The sequence below is a fragment of the Mycobacterium sp. MOTT36Y genome (assembly GCF_000262165.1).
GTDB lineage: Bacteria > Actinomycetota > Actinomycetes > Mycobacteriales > Mycobacteriaceae > Mycobacterium > Mycobacterium intracellulare.
The window spans coordinates 3,693,466-3,714,290 of the sequence record NC_017904.1 but is presented as its reverse complement, the minus strand read 5'-3'; the positions used below and the strand labels follow the sequence as shown (position 1 = coordinate 3,714,290).

The window sequence follows — 20,825 nt, the reverse complement described above, 5'->3', positions numbered from 1 at the left end:
GGTAATGCGGGTGATGGGCGTCGACCCCGGCCTGACCCGGTGCGGGCTGTCGGTCGTCGAGAGCGGGCGCGGGCGCACCGTGGTCGCGCTCGACGTCGACGTGGTGCGCACGCCGTCGGACGCGCCGCTCGCCGAGCGGCTGCTGACGATCAGTGACGCCGTCGAGCATTGGTTGGCCACGCATGAGCCCGACGTCGTGGCGGTCGAGCGGGTCTTCTCCCAGCTGAACGTGTCGACGGTGATGGGCACGGCCCAGGCCGGTGGGGTGGTCGCGCTGGCGGCCGCCAAGCGCGGCATCGACGTGCACTTCCACACCCCGAGCGAGGTCAAGGCCGCGGTCACCGGCAACGGCGCGGCCGACAAGGCCCAGGTCACCGCGATGGTCACCAGAATCCTTGCGCTGCAGGCCAAACCGACACCGGCGGACGCCGCCGACGCGCTCGCGCTGGCGATCTGCCATTGCTGGCGGGCGCCGATGATCGCCCGGATGGCCGCCGCCGAGGCGCTGGCCGCCCAGCAGCGGCAGAAATACAAGGCCAAGCTCAAGGCCGCCCGATGATCGCCGCGGTGCGCGGCGAGGTGCTCGAGGTGGCGCTCGACCATGCGGTGATCGAGGCCGCCGGCGTCGGCTACCGGGTGAACGCGACGCCGTCGACGCTGTCCACGCTGCGGACCGGGACCGAGGCGCGGCTGATCACCGCGATGATCGTCCGCGAGGATTCGATGACGCTGTACGGTTTCACCGACACCGACACCCGCGACCTGTTTTTGACCCTGCTGTCGGTGTCGGGGGTCGGGCCCCGGCTGGCGATGGCGACCCTGGCCGTGCACGACGCCGGCGCGCTGCGCCAGGCGCTGCACGACGGCGACGTCGCCGCGCTGACCCGGGTCCCCGGGATCGGCAAACGCAGCGCCGAACGGATGGTTTTAGAGCTGCGGGACAAGGTGGGCGCCGCCGGTGCGGGCGCGGCCCCCGCGGGCGCCGCGCTCAACGGCCACGCGGTCCGCGGGCCGGTGGTCGAGGCCCTGGTGGGCCTCGGGTTCGCCGTCAAGCAGGCCGAGGAAGCCACCGACAAGGTGCTGGCCGCCGAGCAGGACGCGACCACCTCCGGTGCGCTGCGCGCCGCCCTGTCGCTGCTGGGCAAGTCCCGATGACCCCCGCTGACGACGACGATGTAGAGCGCAGCGATGAGGAGGAGCGGCGCACATGACCGACGACGACTGGTCGGACCGCGACGTCTCCGGCGCGCTGGCGCCCGGCGAGGGCGACATCGACGTCAGCCTGCGGCCGCGCTCGCTGCGGGAGTTCATCGGCCAGCCGCGGGTGCGCGAACAGCTGCAGCTCGTCATCGAGGGGGCCAAAAACCGCGGCGGCACACCGGATCACATCCTGCTGTCCGGGCCGCCGGGGTTGGGCAAGACGTCGCTGGCCATGATCATCGCGGCCGAGCTCGGCTCCTCGCTGCGGCTGACGTCCGGCCCCGCGCTGGAACGCGCGGGGGACCTGGCGGCCATGCTGTCCAATCTGGTCGAGCACGACGTGTTGTTCATCGACGAGATCCACCGCATCGCGCGGCCCGCCGAGGAAATGCTCTACCTGGCCATGGAGGACTTCCGGGTCGACGTGGTCGTCGGCAAGGGGCCGGGCGCGACGTCGATCCCGCTGGAGGTGGCGCCGTTCACCCTGGTCGGCGCCACCACCCGGTCCGGCGCGCTGACCGGCCCGCTGCGCGATCGCTTCGGCTTCACCGCCCATATGGATTTCTACGAGCCCGCCGAGCTGGAGCGGGTGCTGGCCCGCTCCGCCGGGATCCTGGGCATCGAACTCGGCGGCGACGCGGCCGAGGAGATCGCCCGCCGCTCGCGGGGCACGCCGCGGATCGCCAACCGGCTGTTGCGCCGGGTGCGGGACTTCGCCGAGGTGCGCGCCGACGGCGTGATCACCCGCGACGTCGCCAAGTCCGCGCTGGCGGTCTACGACGTCGACGAACTGGGACTGGACCGGCTGGACCGGGCCGTGCTCTCGGCGCTGACCCGCAGCTTCGGCGGCGGCCCGGTCGGGGTGTCGACGCTGGCGGTGGCGGTCGGCGAGGAGGCGACCACCGTCGAGGAGGTGTGCGAGCCGTTCCTGGTCCGCGCCGGCATGGTCGCCCGGACCCCACGCGGCCGGGTGGCCACCGCCCAGGCGTGGACGCACCTGGGGATGGCGCCGCCGGCCGGGGCGGCCGGTCTCGGGCAGCCCGGCCTGTTCGAGTAGCCAGCAAACGATCGCGCGGGCCCCATCCGGTTACTTCGCGGCGCCGTGGGTAACCAACCTCACAACAATCACGCCTCGTGAAGGAGATTGAAGATGAGGAACAGGCGCCACGACTACGAACGCCCTCGCGCGCTGTACATGCCGCGTACCCGCGGCGCGCTGACCGGGCTACTCCTGATTCTGTTGGGAGCTTGGGGTGCGCTGGTTCCGTTCTTCGGGCCCAACATCGACTGGGCCTACGCCACCGACCCGGCCTGGACCTGGACCGCGGCCAAAGGCTGGCTCGAGGTGCTTCCCGGGGTCGCCGCGGCGGTGGGCGGCCTGCTGGTGCTGCTCTCCGGCAACCGCGCGAACGCCGTGTTCGGCGGCTGGCTGGCGGTGCTGGGCGGCGCCTGGTTCGTCGTCGGCCGCGCGTTCGCCCCGACGCTGGGCATCGGGGACGTCGGCCAACCGGCGGCCGCGGCGGACCTCAAGCGCGCCCTGCTCGAGGTCACCTACTTCACCGGTCTCGGCGCCCTGATCGTGTTCCTGGGTGGGGCGGCCGTGGCGCGTTTGGCCGTTCGGCACGCGCGCGACGTCGTGGTGACCCAACCGGCGCCCGCGGCGGGCGATGCCGCCGTGCCGGCGGCCCAACCGGCCATGTACGACGAGATGGGCGGCACGGCGCCCGCACGGACGGACGCGGTGCCGGCCGACGCGGCACCCGGCGAGCGCGGCGGGCATGGCCTGTTCCATCGCCGCCCCGGCGGCCTGTTCCACCGCCACCACGCCGGCGTCTAGGACGGTAGCCGGCAACACGAACGGCACCGGCAGCCCTTGGCTGCCGGTGCCGCTTTGCGCGAAGGTAGTGCGAGCGACCGCGAGACGAGGAGGACGCGATGATCACGACCGCGCTGCTGTTCGCCGCGCTGGCGGCGTTACTGCACGTCTACATCTTCGTGATGGAATCGTTGACCTGGACCTCGCCGCGCGCCCGCGCCACCTTCGGCACCACGCCCGCGGAAGCCGAAACCACGAAGCTGCTCGCCTTCAACCAAGGCTTCTACAACTTGTTCCTCGCGATCGTCACCGGCATCGGCATCGCCGTAATTGCGTTGGGGCACACCACCGTTGGCGCGGCGCTCGTGTTCGCCGGCATCGGATCGATGGCCGCGGCCGCGGTGGTGCTGCTGGTGTCCGCGCCCGACAAGGCCCGCGCCGCGCTCGCCCAGGGCACCTTTCCGGCGATGGCGATCGTGCTGCTGTTGCTCGGCCTTCAGCAGTAACACCAGTCTCACCAGCCTCAACAACCACGGCGCTCGTTTGGCTTTCGTTTGCCGCGTGGGTTACTAGTGGAAGTCGCCGGGTACCCATCTCGAGCCGGAAACAGGCCCGGTATTCAACGAGGGGATGTCATGAAATACGCAGAAGACGGCCGAACCAGCGCGCTGAGCATGCCGCGCTCGCGAGGCGCGGTCAGCGGATTGCTCCTGGTCATTCTGGGAGCCTGGGGGGCGTTAATACCGTTTGTCGGTCCACACTTCAACTTCGCCTACACGCCGGACCGAAACTGGGCGTGGAGCACGGCCCGGGGCTGGCTGGAAGTCGCGCCGGGCGCGGCCACCGCACTGGGCGGCCTGCTGCTGATCGTTGCCGGCAACCGCGTCGCCGCGATGTTGGGCGGCTGGCTGGCCGTGCTGGCCGGCGCCTGGTTCGTGGTGGGCGGCGACGTCGCCCCGCTGCTGGGCATCGGCTCCGCCGGTGACCCGATCGCCGCGACCGACCGCAAGCGCGCGGTGCTCGAGGTCACCTACTTCTCGGGCCTGGGCGCGCTGATCATCTTCATCGGAGGTGTCGTGTTGGCGCGCACCGCCGTGCGCCTGGCGCGCGACGTGCAGCCGCTGGCGCCGGCCACCACGGGCACACCGGCCGTTGAGCCGTATCGGGACTCGGTTTACGAGCAGCCGGCCGAGGTCTCCTCGGGTGCGCTGACCAAGCCGCGCGCGTCGTCTGACCCCGAACCAAAGCGGGGATGGCGCCGCCACCGCGCGGGCGCGGGATCAGGGGGCAACGCCGCGTATCTGCGTTGGCCGCACCCGCAACAGTAGTCGGCACACCGAAACAGGTCGCCCAGCCCCAAAAGGGCTGGGCGACTTGCTGTTTGGCTCACCTCAGAGGAGTCCGAGCAACTCCAGGTCGGTGATGTACTTGACGATCACCGGCGCCGAGACGTGCGGGATGTCTTTGTCGGGGCCGATTTTCGCTTCCTGCACCGCCGCGCGGAACACGTCGGTGGGCGCCATCGAGCCGTTGATCGGCTTTTCCGGCTTCTGGTAGTTGTGCAGCAGCGGCAGCAGCGAGTACTGACGCTGCCGATCGGGCAGGGCCCGCAGCGAGGTCTCGAACCGCCGCAGCCACTCGGAGTAATCGGCGATCCGCTCGATCGAATACCCGGCCTCGATCAGCCAATCGATGTACTCGTCCAGCCCGATGCCGTCGTCGTAGGGGTTCATCACGTGGTAGGTCTGGAAGCCGGTGTCGCTGTCGGTGATTTGGGTCCCCAGCGTCGAGATCGCCGCGGCGATGAACTCGACCGGCAAACCGTCGTAGTGTGCCCGCTGGCGGTTGCCGTCGGCGTCCAGTTCGTAGAACGACCCGGGCGCGATACCGGTGGCGACCAGGCTCAGCATCAGCCGGGTGAACATGTCGGGCAGGTTGAGCTGCCCGGCATAGGTGGTGTCGGCCAGGATCATGTCGCAGCGGAACACCGTGACGGGCAGGCCGCACAGGTCGTGGGCCTCGCGCAGCAGCACCTCGCCGGCCCACTTGCTGTTGCCGTAGCCGTTGGCGTAGCCGTCGTTGATCTCGCGGGTGGCGCTGATCTGGCGGATGTCGGCGTTCTCGACGAACTCGCCCGGCTTGATCTGATCGCCCACGCCGATCGTCGACACGTAGGTGTACGGCTTTTGCTTGGACGTCAGCGCGATCCGGATCAGCTCCGCGGTGCCCAGGGCGTTGGGGCCGAACAACTCGCTGTAGGGCAGCACGTGGTTGACCAGCGCGGCAGGGTCGACGATGACGTCGACCTCCTCGGCCAGTCGCTGCCAGGTCTGGGGGTCCAGGCCGAGGTTGGCCTCACCCTTGTCGCCCGCGATGACCTCCAGGTGATCGGCGGCCAGCCGCTGGTAGTGGGCCAACAACTTTGGGTCGCCGCTGTCGAAGGTCTTGTCCAGCCGGGCGCGCGCCTCCTCGTCGGACTTCGCCCGCACCAGGGCGATGACCTTGCCGTCGACCATGTCCATCCGCTCGAGCCAGTCCAGCGCCAGGTATCGGCCCAGAAAGCCGGTCGCGCCGGTCAACAGCACGGTGCGGACCTCGGTGGCCGGCTTGGGCAGGCTGGGCGCGGCGGCCAGGGTCGCCTCGTCGAGGAACTTGTCCAGCGTGAGGTCACTGGCGTGCACCGTCGTGGCGCCGCGTCCGTGCACGGCGGCGAACGTCGGGCGCTTGGAGCCCTGGCGCTCGGCCTCGATGTAGGCGGCGATGGCCGCCAGGTCGTTGGCCGGGCTGACGATCACGCCCACCGGCACGTCGACGTCGAAGATCTCGCGCAGCAGGTTGCCGAACGTCAACGCGGACAACGAGTCTCCACCCAGATCGGTGAAGTGGGCATCCCCGGACAGATCGCCGGTCGAGGCGCCCAGCAGGGCGGCCGCGGCCCGGCTCACGGTCTGCAGCACCGGCCCCTGCGCGCCGCTGCGGCGCAGTTCGGCCAACTCGTTGGCCTGTCCCGCGGCCAGATCGGCATAGATCTGCTCGAGCCGCTCCCCGTAGTGCGCCTTGAGCTTCGGCCACGCCAGCTTGCGGATCCCGGTCAGCAGACCGTTTTCCAGGGTGAACGGCGTGGTCTCGATGATGAAGTCGCGCGGCACCTCGTAGGACTGCAGGCCGGTCTCCTTGGCGACCTTCTGCAGCGAGTCAGCGATCTTCGGCTTGAGCGACTCAAGATCGTTGTCCGCCAAGGCCTCCTCGGTCGGCACCACCACGGCCAGCAGGTAGGGCTGGGAGCTGTTGCCGTAGACGTAGATCTGGCGGATCAGCGGGCTGTTGCCGAACACCGCCTCCAGCTTGGCCAGGGTGACGAACTCGCCCTGGGCCAACTTGAGCACGTTGTTGCGGCGGTCGACGTACACCAGCCGGTCGGGCGCGATCTCGGCGAACACGTCACCGGTGCGGTAGTAGCCGTCGTCGTCGAACACGTTGGCGGTGGTCTCGGCCCGCTTGTAGTAGCCGGGGAACATGTTCTCGGTGCGCAACAACAGCTCGCCGCGCGGATGCGGGCGGTCGGTGCTGAAGTAGCCCAGGTCCGGAACGTCGACCAGCTTGTAGTCGATCACCGGCGGGCGCTGAATCTCCCCGTCGAACAACACCATTCCGGCCTCGGTGGAGCCGTAGCCGTCCATCAGGTGCATCTGCAGCAGCGACTCGGCCCACGCCTTGAGCTCCGGCGAGGTGGGTGCCGAGCCCGTCATCGCGAAGATGAACCGCCCGCCCAGCAGGTACTGGCGCTGCTCGGCCAGCACCTCGGCCGCCACAGTCTCGCGGGCCTCTGGGCCCGCATCGCCGTCGGTCAGCCGCCGCTCCACCTGGCGCTGGAATTCGCCGTACAGCGTCTCCCAGATGCGGGGGACGAAGTTCATCTCGGTGGGCCGCACCAACTCGAGGTCCTCGAGCAGGGTGGACAGGTCGCTGCGGGCGGCGAAGTACGCGGTGCCGCCGTTGCCCAACGTGCCGTAGAGGATTCCGCGCCCCATGACGTGGCTCATCGGCATGAAGTTGAGGGTGATCGACGCGGCGCTTTCCCCGAACCAGTTCTTGCTGCCGCGCCGCCACATTTTGCCGACGTTGCTCTGCGGGTACATCGCGCCCTTGGGCGCGCCGGTGCTGCCGGAGGTGTAGATCAGCAGGGCCAGCGAGTCCTCGTCGCTCGCCGGCAGCTCGGGGGCCGGCAGGTCCTTGCCGCGCCGCAGCACGTCGGCGAGCGCCTCGACCGCGACGCCGGAGTCGGCCAACCGCGCGGCGGCGGCCTCCACGGCCTCGCGCTGGTCGTCGACCTGGGGCTGGTAGTCGAACACGACGAGCTTGCCGGGCACGTGGTCGCCGGCCAGGATCAGCTCCACCGCGTCGGGCAGCTGGTTGACGCTCGAGGCGATCAGGCTGGGCTCGGTCTCGGCGACGATCGGCTGCAGCGACGAGATCGCCGCGCTGGTCTGCAGCGGCACCGACACGGCCCCGATGGTGCCCAGCGCGATGTCGATGGTGGCGTAGTCAACGCTGTTGAAGCCGAGCACGCAGACGCGGTCGCCGGGGCGCACCGCGTCGCCGGCCCAGGCACGGCCGAGGGCCGAAACCCGTTCGCCGAGTTCGCCATACGTGATGGTCTCGAAACGGGGGAGCAGCTCGGCCGTCGTCCGCCCGGTCTTGGCGTCGGTGACGAACTCCACGACGCGCTGCGCCAGGGCAGGCCGGTCGGCGTAGCCGTCGAGCACGGTCCGGATGATCTGCGGCAGCCGCAGCCCGGGCGCTTCGGTGGCGGCGGTGATCGCCGGGTCCGGTCGGGCGGCGGCGAACTGGGGGTCGTTGGCGATGAGTTCCTCGATGCGACGGTCGAGGTGTTCGTCATGAATGGCAGTCGACATAAACAGATCCCTTGCGAATGAAAGATAGTGAGTCAACACGCGCGTCGGCGCTGACACATAGAACGTTAGCTAAAGTAACGGTATTCCACCATGATACGGCCTATGGCGTGGTTGTGAGATTGCCCACGGGGGCGGGGCCTTACAGGTCGCGCAACAACCCGCTCAAGATGTCGATTCCCTCGGCCAGCAGCTCGTCGCCGATGGTCAGCGGCGGCAGCAGCCGGATGATGTTGCCGAACATGCCGCAGGTCAGGACGATGACGCCGGCCGCCTGGGCGGCGACGGTCAGCTTCTGGGTCAGCTCCTTGTCGGGCTCGGCGGTCCCCGACTTCACCAACTCGATCGCGATCATCGCGCCGCGCCCACGGACGTCGCCGATCCGGTCGTCGCCGGCCTGCAACCGCAGCAGCGGTTCGGTGATCAGCCGCTCCAGCTGCTGGGCCCGCTCGACCAGCCCGTCGCTCTCGATCGTCTCGATCGTGGCCAAGGCCGCCGCGCAGGCCAGGGGGTTGCCTCCGAAGGTGCCCCCGAGGCCGCCGACGTGCGGCGCGTCCATGATGTTGGCCCGGCCGGTGACCGCCGACAGGGGAAGCCCGTCGGCGATCGCCTTGGCGGTGCAGATCAGGTCGGGCTCGATGCCCTCGTGTTCGCAGGCGAACATGGCGCCCGAGCGCGCGAAACCGGTCTGCACCTCGTCGGCGATGAACACCACGTCGTTCCTGCGGCACCACTCCAGCAGGGTGGGCAGGAATCCCTCGGCCGGCACGATGAACCCGCCTTCGCCCTGGATCGGCTCGATCAGGAGGGCGGCCAGGTTGTCGGCGCCGATCTGGCTGTCGATGACCCGGATGGCCCGCGCGGCGGCCTTCTCCCCGTCGGTGGCCAGCTCCTTGTCGATCAGGCCGTCCCGATAGGGGTAGGACAGCGGCGCCCGGTAGACCTCCGGCGCGAACGGGCCGAAGCCGGCCTTGTAGGGCATGGACTTCGCGGTCAGCGCCATCGTCAGGTTGGTCCGGCCGTGGTAGGCGTGGTTGAACGCCACCACCGCGGACTTGCGCGTGTAGGCCCGCGCGACCTTGACGGCGTTCTCGACGGCCTCGGCGCCGGAATTGAACAGCACCGAGCGCTTCTCGCCGGAGCCCGGGGTGATCCGGTTGAGCGTCTCGGCGACAGCGACGTACGACTCGTACGGCGTCACCATGAAGCAGGTGTGGGTGAACTCGGCGACCTGCGCGCGCACGGCGTCGACCACCCGGGGCGCCGAGTTGCCGATGGTCGTCACCGCGATGCCGGAGCCGAGGTCGATGAGCCTGTTGCCGTCGACGTCCTCGATGATGCCGCCGCCGGCGCGCGCCACGAAGACCGGGACGGAGACGTTGACCGCGTGCGACACCGCCGCCGCCCGGCGCTTGCTCAGTTCCAGCGAGAGCGGGCCGGGGATCTCGGTGACCAGTTGGCGAGTCTGCTCGAGGCCGGCCACCACGTACTCCCTCCCGCGGCGCGCGTGTCACGCCACGTTGAAAGCCTATCGAGCTTGCCTCCGGCGGGCATCGGTCGCACCGCGGCGGCCGGTGACGGGCCGCGGCCTGCCAGACTGAACGGGCACACTGGACCGTGATGAGGTGCGCGGCGTCCGCGTCGCACCGGCACCCACCCCCGAAATCCGAAGACAGAAAGACACAGGCGCGCCCATGGAGAGTTTGATCCTGTTCCTGCCGTTCCTGCTCATCATGGGCGGGTTCATGTATTTCGCGTCGCGGCGCCAGAAGCGCGCGATGCAGGCCACCATCGACCTGCACGAGTCGTTGAGCCCGGGCGACCGGGTGCACACCACGTCGGGCCTGCAGGCCACCGTCGTCGCGATCACCGATGACACCGTCGACCTCGAGATCTCCCCCGGCGTGGTGACCACCTGGATGAAGCTGGCGATCCGCGACCGCATCCTGCCCGACGACGACGAGGATCTGGTCGACGGGGACGAGCCCGCCGACGAGGGCTCGGTCGCCAAGGATTCCTGACGCCTAATACTTCGGGGGAGGGCGGCTTGCGCGACGGGCTCCTCGGGGCCACGTAGGCTTTTCTAGGCTCTGTCCGGGGTAAGTAACCGATTCTCGAGGAGATAGAAGGAACGTGGCATCGTCTTCGGCGCCGGTGCACCCTGCCCGCTACCTGTCGGTCTTCTTGGTGTTGCTCATCGGCGTCTACCTGCTGGTGTTCCTCACCGGCGACAAGCGCGCCGCCCCCAAGCTCGGGATCGACCTGCAGGGCGGCACCCGCGTCACGCTGACCGCGCGCACCCCGGACGGCTCGCGCCCCAGCCGCGAGGCGCTGGCGCAGGCGCAGCAGATCATCGGCGCCCGCGTCAACGGGCTCGGCGTGTCCGGCTCGGAGGTCGTCGTCGACGGCGACAACCTGATCATCACGGTCCCCGGCAACGACGGCAACGAGGCCCGCAACCTGGGCCAGACGGCCCGGCTGTACATCCGTCCGGTGCTCAACTCGATGCCGGCCCAAAGCGCCGAGCCCAAGCCCCCGGCGCACCAGCCCGCGCCCGGCCAGCCCGCCCCGGGGCAGCCCGCGCCCGCAGAACCCGCGCCCGCAGAACCCGGGCCCAGCGCCCAACCCGCACCGGGCCAACCGGCCCCGCCCCCGGCCGGACAGCCCGCGCCGGGAGCGAAGCCGGGCGCCCAGCCCCGCCCCTACCCGCAGGACCCGCCGCCGGCGCCCACCCCCGCGCCTCCCGCCCCGGCTGCCCCGGCCCCCGGGGCGCCGCCGGCCGAGCAACCCGCGCCGCCGGATCCACGCAAGGACCTCGCCGAGCGCATCGCCGATGAGAAGAAGTGGCGGCAGAGCACCCGGCAGGGCATCCAGTTCCTGGCCCTGCAGTTCCAGGCGACGCGCTGCGACAAAGAAGACATCCTGGCCGGCAACGATGACCCCACCCAGCCGCTGATCACCTGCTCGACCGACCACAAGGTCGCCTATCTGCTGGGACCGTCGATCATCAGCGGTGACCAGATCCAGGACGCCACCTCCAGCCAGAACCAGCGCGGCATCGGCTACGTCGTCGACCTTCAGTTCAAGTCCGCGGCGGCCAACACCTGGGCGGACTTCACCGCCGCCCACATCGGCACCCAGACCGCGTTCACGCTGGACTCGCAGGTCGTCAGCGCCCCGATGATCCAAGAAGCCATCCCCGGCGGCCGCACCCAGATCAGCGGCGGCGACCCGCCGTTCACCGCGGCGACCGCCAAGCAGCTGGCCAACGTCCTGAAATACGGTTCGCTGCCGCTGTCGTTCGAATCTTCGGAGGCCCAAACCGTCTCGGCGACACTGGGTTTGACATCGCTGCGCGCGGGGCTGATCGCCGGCGCGATCGGCTTGGTCCTGGTGCTGCTGTATTCGCTGCTCTACTACCGGGTGCTGGGACTGCTCACGGCGCTGTCGCTGGCCGCTTCCGGCGCAATGGTTTTCGCGATCCTGGTGATCCTGGGCCGCCAGATCAACTACACCCTCGACCTGGCGGGCATCGCCGGTCTGATCATCGGTATCGGCACCACCGCCGACTCGTTCGTCGTCTTCTTCGAACGCATCAAAGACGAGATCCGCGAAGGGCGTTCGTTCCGGTCGGCGGTCCCGCGCGGGTGGACGCGGGCGCGCAAGACGATCGTGTCGGGCAACGCGGTCACCTTCCTGGCCGCCGCGGTGCTCTACGCGCTGGCGATCGGCCAGGTGAAGGGCTTCGCATTCACGTTGGGCCTCACCACGATCCTGGACCTGGTGGTGGTGTTCCTGGTGACGTGGCCGCTGGTCTACCTGGCCTCCAAGTCACCGACGTTGGCGAAGCCCGCATACAACGGCCTGGGCGCAATCCAGCAGGTCGCCCGCGAACGCCGGGGTTCGTCGCAGGTCACGACGGGACGGGGATGACGTGATGGCCTCCAATGACGCGACCGAGATCACCGAAACCTCGGCAGGCACAGCGGAATTGACCGCCAGCGCCGCCGGCACCACCGGGGCGCCGCACCACAGCTTCCTCTCGCGCCTCTACACCGGCACCGGCGCGTTCGAGGTGGTCGGGCGGCGGCGGCTGTGGTTCGGCATCAGCGGCGCGATCGTCGCGGTCGCGCTCTTGAGCATCGTGTTGCGGGGCTTCAGCTTCGGCATCGACTTCAACGGCGGTACCACGGTGTCGATGCCCGCCAACGGGACGCACGGCACGGTGCGCACCTCCCAGGTCCAGGACGTGTTCCGCAAGACCCTCGGCAACGATGCGGAATCGGTGGTCGTCGTCGGCAACGGCGCGGCGGCGACCGTGCAGATTCGCTCCGAGACGCTGTCCAATGACCAGACGACCAAGCTGCGCAACGCCTTGTTCGACGCGTTCGGGCCCAAGGGACCCGACGGCAAGCCGAGCAAGCAGGCCATCAGCGACTCGGCGGTCTCCGAGACCTGGGGCGACCAGATCACCATGAAGGCGCTGTTCGCGTTGGTGGTGTTCCTGGCGCTGGTCGGCGTGTACATCACGGTCCGCTACGAGCGGTACATGACGCTGGCCGCGATCGCGGCGATGTTCTTCGACCTGGCCGTGACGGCCGGGGTGTACTCGCTGGTGGGCTTCGAGGTCACCCCGGCCACGGTCATCGGCCTGCTGACGATCCTCGGTTTCTCCCTCTACGACACCGTCATCGTGTTCGACAAGGTCGAGGAGAACACCCACGGCTTCCAGCACAAACCCAAGCGCACGTTCGCCGAAGAGGCCAACCTGGCGATCAACCAGACGTTCATGCGGTCCATCAACACCAGCCTGATCGGCGTGCTGCCGGTGCTGGCGCTGATGGTGGTGGCGGTGTGGCTGCTGGGTGTCGGCACCCTGAAGGACCTGGCGCTGGTGCAGCTGATCGGCATCATCGTCGGCACCTACTCCTCGATCTTCTTCGCCACGCCGCTGCTGGTCAGCATGCGCGAACGCACCGAGTTGGTGCGCACCCACACCCGCCGCGTCCTGCGGCGGCGCGCCGGCGGTGCGCGCGCGGGTGCCGAGAACGCGCCGGACGCCGACGACGAGGCCGCCGGGGACACCAAAGCGGACGCCGGCGAATCGGCGTCGACGGCGTCGGAGCCGTCCAAGCCCGCGCCGAGCAAGCCTGCGCCGGGGGCCCGTCCCGTGCGGCCGACCGGGACCCGTCGTCCCACCGGCAAGCGGAACGTCGGCCGGCGGTAGACGCGATGGCCACCAGGTACCGGGGAACTGGGGCCGATGGCGCGCTAACCGGCCGGCACAACATCGCGCTGTGGATCAGCGCCGGGCTGGCGGTGGCGCTGGTCGCGGGTTTCGTGGTGACCGCGTGCGCCGGTAGCGCCGCCTCCGAGGTGGACTACGTGGTCGACGGCCCGCTGAGCACCTACAACACCAACACCGTCGCCGGCGCCGCCTCGGCCGGCGCGCAGGCCTTCGCCCGCACGCTCACCGGGTTCAGCTACCACGGGCCGGGCGGGCAGATCGTCGCCGACCGCGACTTCGGCACCGTTTCGGTGGTCGGCGGCACGCCGCTGGTGCTGGACTACCAGATCGCCGACAACGCCGTCTACTCCGACGGCAAGCCGTTGACCTGCGACGATATCGTGCTCGCGTGGGCGGCCCAGTCCGGCCGCTTCCCGGAATTCGATGCGGCCACTCAGGGCGGCTATATCGACATCGCCAACGTCGAGTGCATCCCCGGGCAGAAGAAGGCGCGGGTGTCGTTCGTCCCGGACCGCGGCGTCGTCGACTACAACCAGCTGTTCACCGCGACCTCGCTGATGCCGTCGCACGTCATCGCCGACCAGCTCAACGTCGACGTGACCGCCGCGCTGCTCAGCCACAACGCGCCACTGGTGCAGCAGATCGCGAAGCTGTGGAACACCATCTGGGAGCTCAAACCCGGTCTGCAAAAAGACGTGCTCGAAAAGCGTTTCCCGTCGTCGGGGCCCTACAAGATCGGGTCCGTCCTGGAGGGCGGGGCGGTGGTGCTCGTCGCCAACGACCGGTGGTGGGGGCCGCGGGCCATCACCAAGCGCATCACGGTGTGGCCGCAGGGGCCCGACATCCAGGACCGGGTCAACAACCGCACCGTCGACGTGGTCGACGTCGCCGCGGGCTCGTCGGGAACGCTGGCCACGCCCGACAACTACGAGCGCTCGGATGCCCCGTCCGACGGCATCGAGCAGCTGTTCTTCGCCCCGCAGGGGCCGCTTGCGGCACCCAAGGCGCGCCGGGCCGTCGCGCTGTGCACGCCGCGCGACGCGCTGGCCCACGATGCGGGGACGCCGATCGCCAATTCACGCCTCAGCCCGGCCGGCGACGACGCCGTCACCGCGGCCGACGGGGCCGCCGAGGCCGGCCCGTTCGGCAAGGCGGATCCGGTCGCCGCGCGCAACGCGCTCGGCGGTGCGCCGCTGGCGGTGCGGATCGGCTACCAGGGGCCCAACGCGCGGCTCGCGGTCAACGTGGGCGTCATCACCAAATCGTGCGCCGCGGCCGGGATCACGGTCACCGGCGTCACGCTGGACAGCTCGGGGCCGCGGGCGCTGCGGGACGGGAAGATCGACGCGTTGCTGGCCAGCACCGGCGGCGCGACCGGCAGCGGTTCGACGGGGTCCTCGGCGCTGGATGCGTACGCCCTGCACACCGGCAACGGCAACAACCTGTCCGGATACAGCAATCCCCAGGTCGACAGCGCGATCGGGGCGCTGGCGGTGTCCGCCGATGCCGCCGAGCGCGTCAGGCTGCTGGCCGAAACCGCGCCGATACTGTGGGGCGACATGCCCACCCTGCCGCTGTACCGGCAGCAGCGCACGTTGCTGATGTCCAAGAAGATGTACGCGGTGAGCAACAACCCGACCCGGTGGGGCGTGGGCTGGAACATGGACCGATGGGCCCTGGTGCAGTGAGGTTGCCGTGACGAACGTCGGCGGGCGGACGCCCGTGGCGGAGCTCATCGCGTCGCTGACGCGCAAGGTGGCCGACTTCCCCAAGCCCGGGATCCAGTTCAAGGACCTCACCCCGGTGTTCGCCGACGCGACGGCGATGACGGCGATCACCGGAGCGGTCGCCGAGCTCGCGTCCGGCGCCGATCTGGTGGCCGGCATCGAGGCCCGGGGGTTCTTGGTGGCCGCGGCCGTCGCCGACCGGCTGGGCACGGGCGTGTTGGCCATCCGCAAGGCCGGGAAATTGCCGCCGCCGGTGCACGCCGAGCGGTACGACCTGGAATACGGCACCGCCACGCTGGAGATCCCCGGCGAGGGCATCGACCTGCGCGGACGCAACGTCGTGATCGTCGACGACGTGCTGGCCACCGGCGGCACCCTGGCCGCGTCGGCCCGGCTGCTCGAGCGCGCCGGGGCGAACGTGACCGCGGCGGCGGTGCTGTTCGAACTCGGTGGGTTGGGCGGCCGGGACGCGGTCGCGCCGTTGCCGGTGCACAGCCTGATGTGCGAGTAGCCCCCTCACATCGGAGATATCCTCGAATTCGGAGGTGACCACACGTGGCGGATGACAACAGCGCGTCCCAGGCGCTCGACGCGCCCACCAAAGTCACGGAGCCGCCGGCCATCACGCAGCCCATGGAGGCGCCGGAGCCGCCGACCGAGTCCCTGAAGACGTCCAGCAGCGCGTCGCGGCGGGTCCGGGCGCGGCTGGCCCGGCGGATGACCGCGCAGCGCAGCACGCTCAACCCGGTGCTCGAACCGCTGGTGGCGGTGCACCGGGAGATCTACCCGAAGGCGAACGTGTCGATGCTGCAGCGCGCCTTCGAGGTCGCCGACCAGCGCCACGCCACCCAGTTGCGCCACTCGGGCGACCCGTACATCACCCACCCGCTGGCCGTCGCCACCATCCTGGCCGAATTGGGCATGGACACCACGACTTTGGTGGCCGCGCTGCTGCACGACACCGTCGAAGACACCGGCTACACCCTGGACGCCTTGAGCGAAGAATTCGGCGAAGAGGTCGGCCATCTCGTCGACGGTGTGACCAAGCTGGATCGGGTGGTGCTGGGCAGCGCCGCCGAGGGCGAGACGATCCGCAAGATGATCACCGCGATGGCGCGCGATCCCCGCGTGCTGGTGATCAAGGTGGCCGACCGGCTGCACAACATGCGCACCATGCGGTTCCTGCCGCCGGAGAAGCAGGCCCGCAAGGCCCGCGAGACGCTGGAAGTCATTGCGCCCCTTGCGCATCGGCTGGGTATGGCCAGCGTCAAGTGGGAGTTGGAAGACCTGTCGTTCGCGATCCTGCATCCCAAGAAGTACGAGGAGATCGTCCGGCTGGTCGCCGGGCGCGCGCCGTCGCGCGACACCTACCTGGCCAAGGTCCGCGCCGAGATCGTCAGCACGCTGGGCGCCTCGAAGATCAAGGCGACGGTGGAGGGCCGGCCCAAGCACTACTGGTCGATCTACCAGAAGATGATCGTCAAGGGCCGCGACTTCGACGACATCCACGACCTGGTCGGCATCCGCATCCTGTGCGACGAGATCCGGGACTGCTATGCCGCTGTGGGCGTGGTGCATTCGCTGTGGCAGCCGATGGCCGGCCGGTTCAAGGACTACATCGCCCAGCCCCGCTACGGCGTGTACCAGTCACTGCACACCACGGTCGTCGGCCCCGAGGGCAAGCCGCTGGAGGTGCAGATACGGACCCGCGACATGCACCGCACCGCCGAATACGGCATCGCCGCGCACTGGCGCTACAAGGAGGCCAAGGGGCGCAACGGCGTTCCGCATCCGCACGCCGCCGCCGAGATCGACGACATGGCGTGGATGCGCCAGCTGCTCGACTGGCAACGGGAGGCCGCCGACCCCGGCGAATTCCTCGAATCGTTGCGGTATGACCTTGCGGTACAAGAGATCTTCGTCTTCACCCCCAAGGGCGACGTCATCACCCTGCCGACCGGCTCCACGCCGGTGGACTTCGCCTACGCCGTGCACACCGAGGTCGGCCACCGCTGCATCGGCGCCCGGGTCAACGGACGGCTGGTGGCGCTGGAACGCAAGCTGGAAAACGGGGAAGTCGTCGAGGTTTTCACCTCGAAGGCGGCCAACGCCGGGCCGTCGCGGGACTGGCAGCAGTTCGTGGTGTCACCGCGCGCCAAGGCCAAGATCCGGCAGTGGTTCGCCAAGGAGCGCCGCGAGGAGGCACTGGAGGCCGGTAAGGACGCGATGGCACGCGAGGTGCGTCGCGGGGGACTTCCGTTGCAGCGCTTGGTCAATGGCGAGACCCTGTCGGCGGTGGCCCGCGAGCTGCACTACCTCGACGTGTCCGCCCTCTACACGGCGATCGGTGAGGGGCACGTGTCGGCCCGGCACGTCGTGCAGCGGCTGCTGGCCGAACTCGGCGGCATCGACCAGGCCGAAGAAGACCTCGCCGAACGGTCCACCCCGACGACCATGCTGCGGCGCCCGCGCAGCAGCGACGACGTCGGGGTCTCGGTCCCGGGTGCCCCGGGCGTGCTGACCAAGCTGGCGAAGTGCTGCACGCCGGTGCCCGGCGACCAGATCATGGGGTTCGTCACCCGCGGCGGCGGGGTCAGCGTGCACCGCACCGACTGCACCAACGCCGCCTCGCTGCAGCAGCAGTCCGAGCGCATCATCGAGGTGCACTGGGCGCCGTCGCCGTCGTCGGTGTTCCTGGTGGCCATTCAGGTCGAGGCGCTCGACCGGCACCGGCTGCTGTCGGACGTCACGCGCGTGCTGGCCGATGAGAAGGTCAACATCCTGTCCGCGTCTGTGACCACGTCCGGTGATCGAGTTGCCATCAGCCGGTTCACCTTTGAGATGGGTGACCCCAAGCACCTCGGCCACCTGCTGAACGTGGTGCGCAACGTCGAGGGCGTGTACGACGTCTACCGGGTGACGTCGGCGGCCTGAGCCCCGCTCGGACTCAGTCGAGCAGCACCGAGGTGATGGTGACCTCGGTCGCGGGTGCCCCGTCCTCGCCGCCGCCGGCGACGCCGGCCTTGGCGATCTTGTCCAGGGTGGCGAGCCCGTCGGGCTGGATGGTGCCGAACACGGTGTATTGCGGCGGCAGCTGGGAGTCCTTGTAGACCATGAAGAATTGGCTGCCGTTGGTGCCGGGCCCGGCGTTGGCCATGGCCAGGGTGCCGCGCGGGTAGAGGACGGGCTCCTGCGCCTTGGGGTCGTTCGGCGGGTACTGGTCGGTGGGGTATTCGTTGGCGAATTGGTAGCCCGGGCCGCCCGTGCCTTCGCCCTTGGGGTCGCCGCACTGCAAGACGCCCAGCCCCGGTGAGGTGGTCAGCCGGTGGCATTTGGTGTTGTCGAAGTATTTCTGCCCGACCAGGCTCGCGAAACTGTTGACGGTGCAAGGCGATTCGTTGTTGGCCAGCATCAGGCCGATGTGGCCCTGGTTGGTCACCATGCTGACGCTCACCTGCGCCGGATCGGTCGGCACCTTGCCGGTGCGCGGCGGCTTGACCTGCTTGGCCGCGGGCTCCGGCGTTGCCGGGTATTGACAATTGGCGCCGACCTCGGCCGACGGCTTGAACGCCGGCAACGGCGGGGCGGACGGCGCGGGCCCGGCGGGCGTCGTGCTCTCCGGCGAGCTGCTGCTGGTCGTCGTCGCCGCGGTGTTGCTCTTGTGTTCGTGCTTGGTGTTGACGATCGTCAGGACCACCGCCACGACCACGGCCACGGCCACGATCGAGCCGGCCGCGATCAACACGATCCGGCGCGTCTTGGCTTGCTTCGCGCGCCGCTCCAGCTGGCGTTCGAGCTTGCGCTTGGCGTTGGCACGTCGTTGTTCGTTGGTCGGCACGGCCGCTATGCCTCCATGATTGGATCGGAGCCCCATAAACCCGTGAGGTGGCCAGCTCAGGCTAATGTGGGCGCCGCGACTCGTGTCAAGTGGGCCCCATGGGAAAATGGGATCCGTGTTGATCACCGGATTTCCCGCCGGCATGTTGCAGTGCAACTGCTACGTGCTGGCTGAGCGGCCGGGAACGGACGCCGTCATCGTGGATCCGGGTCAGCGGGCGATGGCCCCGCTGCGGCGCATCCTGGACGAGAACCGGCTGACGCCGGCGGCGGTGCTGCTGACCCATGGGCACATCGACCACATGTGGTCGGCGCAGAAGGTTTCCGACACCTACGGGTGCCCGACCTACATCCATCCCGAGGACAGGTTCATGCTCAAAGACCCGATCTACGGCCTGGGCCCACGGCTGGCGCAGCTGGTGGCGGGCGCCTTCTGGCGGGAGCCCAAGCAGGTCGTCGAGCTCGACCGCGACGGCGACAAGCTCGACCTGGGCAGCGTGACGGTCAACGTCGACCACACCCCCGGGCACACGCGCGGATCGGTGGTGTTCCGGGTGACCGGGGACAAGGACTTGGTGTTCACCGGCGACACGCTGTTCGAGCGGTCGGTCGGGCGCACCGATCTGTTCGGCGGCAGCGGGCGCGACCTGCTGACCTCGATCGTCGACAAACTCCTGGTGCTCGACGACGCGACGGTGGTGCTGCCGGGGCACGGCAACGCCACCACCATCGGCGCCGAGCGGCGCCTCAACCCCTTCCTCGAAGGCCTGTAACCGGTGGCGGAATTTTCTGCGCCCAAGGGCGTGCCCGACTACGTCCCGCCGGACTCGGCCCAGTTCGTCGCGGTGCGCGACGGACTGCTCGGGGCCGCCCGCCGCGCCGGTTACGGCGATATCGAGCTGCCCATCTTCGAGGACACCGCGCTGTTCGCGCGCGGCGTGGGCGAGTCCACCGACGTGGTGTCCAAGGAGATGTACACGTTCGCCGACCGCGGCGATCGTTCGGTGACGCTGCGGCCCGAGGGGACCGCCGGCGTGGTCCGCGCCGTCATCGAACACGGATTGGACCGCGGCGCGTTGCCCGTCAAACTTTGTTACGCGGGACCGTTTTTCCGCTACGAACGCCCGCAGGCCGGCCGCTATCGCCAGCTGCAACAGGTCGGCGTGGAGGCGATCGGCGTCGACGACCCGGCCCTGGACGCCGAGGTCATCGCCGTGGCCGACGCGGGTTTTCGCTCCCTGGGGCTCGACGGCTTCCGGCTGGAGATCACCTCGCTCGGCGACGACAGCTGCCGACCGGCGTATCGAGAACTGTTGCAGGAGTTCCTGTTTGGGCTCTCGCTTGACGACGAGACGCGCCGGCGCGCCGAGATCAACCCGCTGCGCGTCCTCGACGACAAGCGACCCGAGGTGCGGGCCATGACGGCCGATGCGCCGGTGCTGCTCGACCACCTGTCCGATGCGGCCAAGCAGCACTTCGACACCGTCCTGGCGCATCTGGACGCGCTCGGGGTGCCCTACGTCATCAACCCGCGCATGGTGCGCGGGCTGGACTACTACACCAAGACCACGTTCGAGTTCGTGCACGACGGGCTGGGCGCGCAGTCGGGCATCGGCGGCGGGGGCCGCTACGACGGCCTGATGCGCGAGCTCGGCGGACAAGACCTGTCCGGCATCGGATTTGGGCTCGGCGTGGACCGCACGCTGCTGGCGCTGCGGGCCGAGGGCAAGAGCGTGGGGACGGCGGCGCGCTGCGAGGTCTTCGGGGTGCCGTTGAGCGAGCAGGCCAAGCTGCGGCTGGCGGTGCTGGCCGGTCAACTGCGGTCCGCCGGGGTGCGCGTCGACCTGGCCTACGGCGACCGCGGGCTCAAGGGCGCGATGCGCGCGGCCGACCGGTCGGGCGCCCGGGTCGCCCTGGTGCTGGGCGACCGCGATATCGAGGCCGGCACGGTCGGGGTGAAGGACCTCGGGACGGGGGAGCAGTCGGCCGTCGCTTCGGAGACCGTTGTCGCCGACGTGCTTGCGCGGCTGGGCCGGTAGCCCGTTTCGGGCCTGGTAGGCGGTTTGTCGGCTTGTTGCCTCATG

Annotated in this window: 17 protein-coding genes; 14 read left to right on the top strand and 3 right to left on the bottom strand. The window is 69.7% G+C overall.

From position 1 onward, the window contains the following. Window positions 1–4: 4 nt before the first annotated feature. From ruvC to W7S_RS16485, 6 genes are all read left to right on the top strand, one after another. On the top strand, window positions 5–559 hold the full coding sequence (gene ruvC / locus W7S_RS16510) for a crossover junction endodeoxyribonuclease RuvC (protein WP_014385307.1): 555 nt from the start codon (window positions 5–7) through the stop codon (window positions 557–559). Continuing rightward, entirely contained in the window at window positions 556–1,155 is a 600-nt protein-coding gene (ruvA, locus tag W7S_RS16505) for a Holliday junction branch migration protein RuvA (protein ID WP_014385306.1), read from the top strand. The genes ruvC and ruvA overlap by 4 nt, the downstream gene beginning before the upstream one ends. A gap of 52 nt (window positions 1,156–1,207) precedes the next feature. Beyond that, on the top strand, window positions 1,208–2,257 hold the full coding sequence (gene ruvB, locus W7S_RS16500) for a Holliday junction branch migration DNA helicase RuvB (protein ID WP_014712018.1): 1,050 nt from the start codon (window positions 1,208–1,210) through the stop codon (window positions 2,255–2,257). Window positions 2,258–2,350: 93 nt separating this feature from the next. Beyond that, entirely contained in the window at window positions 2,351–3,037 is a 687-nt protein-coding gene (locus tag W7S_RS16495) for a hypothetical protein (RefSeq protein WP_014712017.1), read from the top strand. A gap of 98 nt (window positions 3,038–3,135) precedes the next feature. After that, complete coding sequence (locus W7S_RS16490; protein ID WP_014712016.1) at window positions 3,136–3,522, top strand: DUF1304 domain-containing protein; 387 nt, start codon at window positions 3,136–3,138, stop codon at window positions 3,520–3,522. Between the two features lie 129 nt (window positions 3,523–3,651). Then, entirely contained in the window at window positions 3,652–4,344 is a 693-nt protein-coding gene (locus W7S_RS16485) for a hypothetical protein (RefSeq protein ID WP_008258315.1), read from the top strand. A 63-nt stretch (window positions 4,345–4,407) separates the two neighbouring features. Here the strand turns inward: W7S_RS16485 and car are convergent, their stop codons facing one another. Continuing rightward, entirely contained in the window at window positions 4,408–7,932 is a 3,525-nt protein-coding gene (gene car / locus W7S_RS16480; protein ID WP_014712015.1) for a carboxylic acid reductase, read from the bottom strand. Window positions 7,933–8,071: 139 nt separating this feature from the next. Beyond that, a complete protein-coding gene (gene gabT, locus W7S_RS16475) occupies window positions 8,072–9,412 on the bottom strand; it encodes a 4-aminobutyrate--2-oxoglutarate transaminase (RefSeq protein ID WP_009953660.1) in 1,341 nt (446 codons plus the stop codon). 211 nt (window positions 9,413–9,623) lie between these two features. On the opposite strand from gabT, the gene yajC reads away from it, so the two are divergent. From yajC to W7S_RS16445, 6 genes are all read left to right on the top strand, one after another. Next, window positions 9,624–9,950 (top strand): preprotein translocase subunit YajC, encoded by a 327-nt coding sequence (yajC, locus tag W7S_RS16470; RefSeq protein ID WP_008258310.1) that lies wholly within the window; start codon window positions 9,624–9,626, stop codon window positions 9,948–9,950. 112 nt (window positions 9,951–10,062) lie between these two features. Next, a complete protein-coding gene (gene secD, locus W7S_RS16465; RefSeq protein ID WP_014712014.1) occupies window positions 10,063–11,862 on the top strand; it encodes a protein translocase subunit SecD in 1,800 nt (599 codons plus the stop codon). Window positions 11,863–11,866: 4 nt separating this feature from the next. Further along, complete coding sequence (gene secF, locus W7S_RS16460; RefSeq protein WP_008258308.1) at window positions 11,867–13,156, top strand: protein translocase subunit SecF; 1,290 nt, start codon at window positions 11,867–11,869, stop codon at window positions 13,154–13,156. A 5-nt stretch (window positions 13,157–13,161) separates the two neighbouring features. Then, a complete protein-coding gene (locus W7S_RS16455) occupies window positions 13,162–14,865 on the top strand; it encodes an ABC transporter substrate-binding protein (protein WP_014712013.1) in 1,704 nt (567 codons plus the stop codon). A 7-nt stretch (window positions 14,866–14,872) separates the two neighbouring features. Beyond that, window positions 14,873–15,415: an adenine phosphoribosyltransferase gene (locus tag W7S_RS16450; RefSeq protein WP_008258305.1), complete on the top strand. Its 543-nt coding sequence runs from the start codon at window positions 14,873–14,875 to the stop codon at window positions 15,413–15,415. Window positions 15,416–15,525: 110 nt separating this feature from the next. After that, window positions 15,526–17,838, top strand: a complete 2,313-nt coding sequence (locus W7S_RS16445; protein WP_369751752.1) for a bifunctional (p)ppGpp synthetase/guanosine-3',5'-bis(diphosphate) 3'-pyrophosphohydrolase — start codon at window positions 15,526–15,528, stop codon at window positions 17,836–17,838. 13 nt (window positions 17,839–17,851) lie between these two features. Here W7S_RS16445 and W7S_RS16440 read toward each other — a convergent pair whose 3' ends face one another. Further along, on the bottom strand, window positions 17,852–18,742 hold the full coding sequence (locus W7S_RS16440) for a peptidylprolyl isomerase (RefSeq protein WP_009954372.1): 891 nt from the start codon (window positions 18,740–18,742) through the stop codon (window positions 17,852–17,854). A gap of 115 nt (window positions 18,743–18,857) precedes the next feature. Here W7S_RS16440 and W7S_RS16435 point away from each other — a divergent pair, with 115 nt between their 5' ends. Together W7S_RS16435 and hisS are read left to right on the top strand one after the other, a co-directional pair. Then, window positions 18,858–19,514 carry an MBL fold metallo-hydrolase gene (locus W7S_RS16435; protein ID WP_009954373.1) on the top strand — a complete coding sequence of 219 codons (657 nt, stop codon included), beginning with the start codon at window positions 18,858–18,860 and terminating at the stop codon, window positions 19,512–19,514. 3 nt (window positions 19,515–19,517) lie between these two features. Next, entirely contained in the window at window positions 19,518–20,780 is a 1,263-nt protein-coding gene (gene hisS / locus W7S_RS16430; protein WP_008258300.1) for a histidine--tRNA ligase, read from the top strand. The last annotated feature ends 45 nt before the right edge of the window (window positions 20,781–20,825 follow it).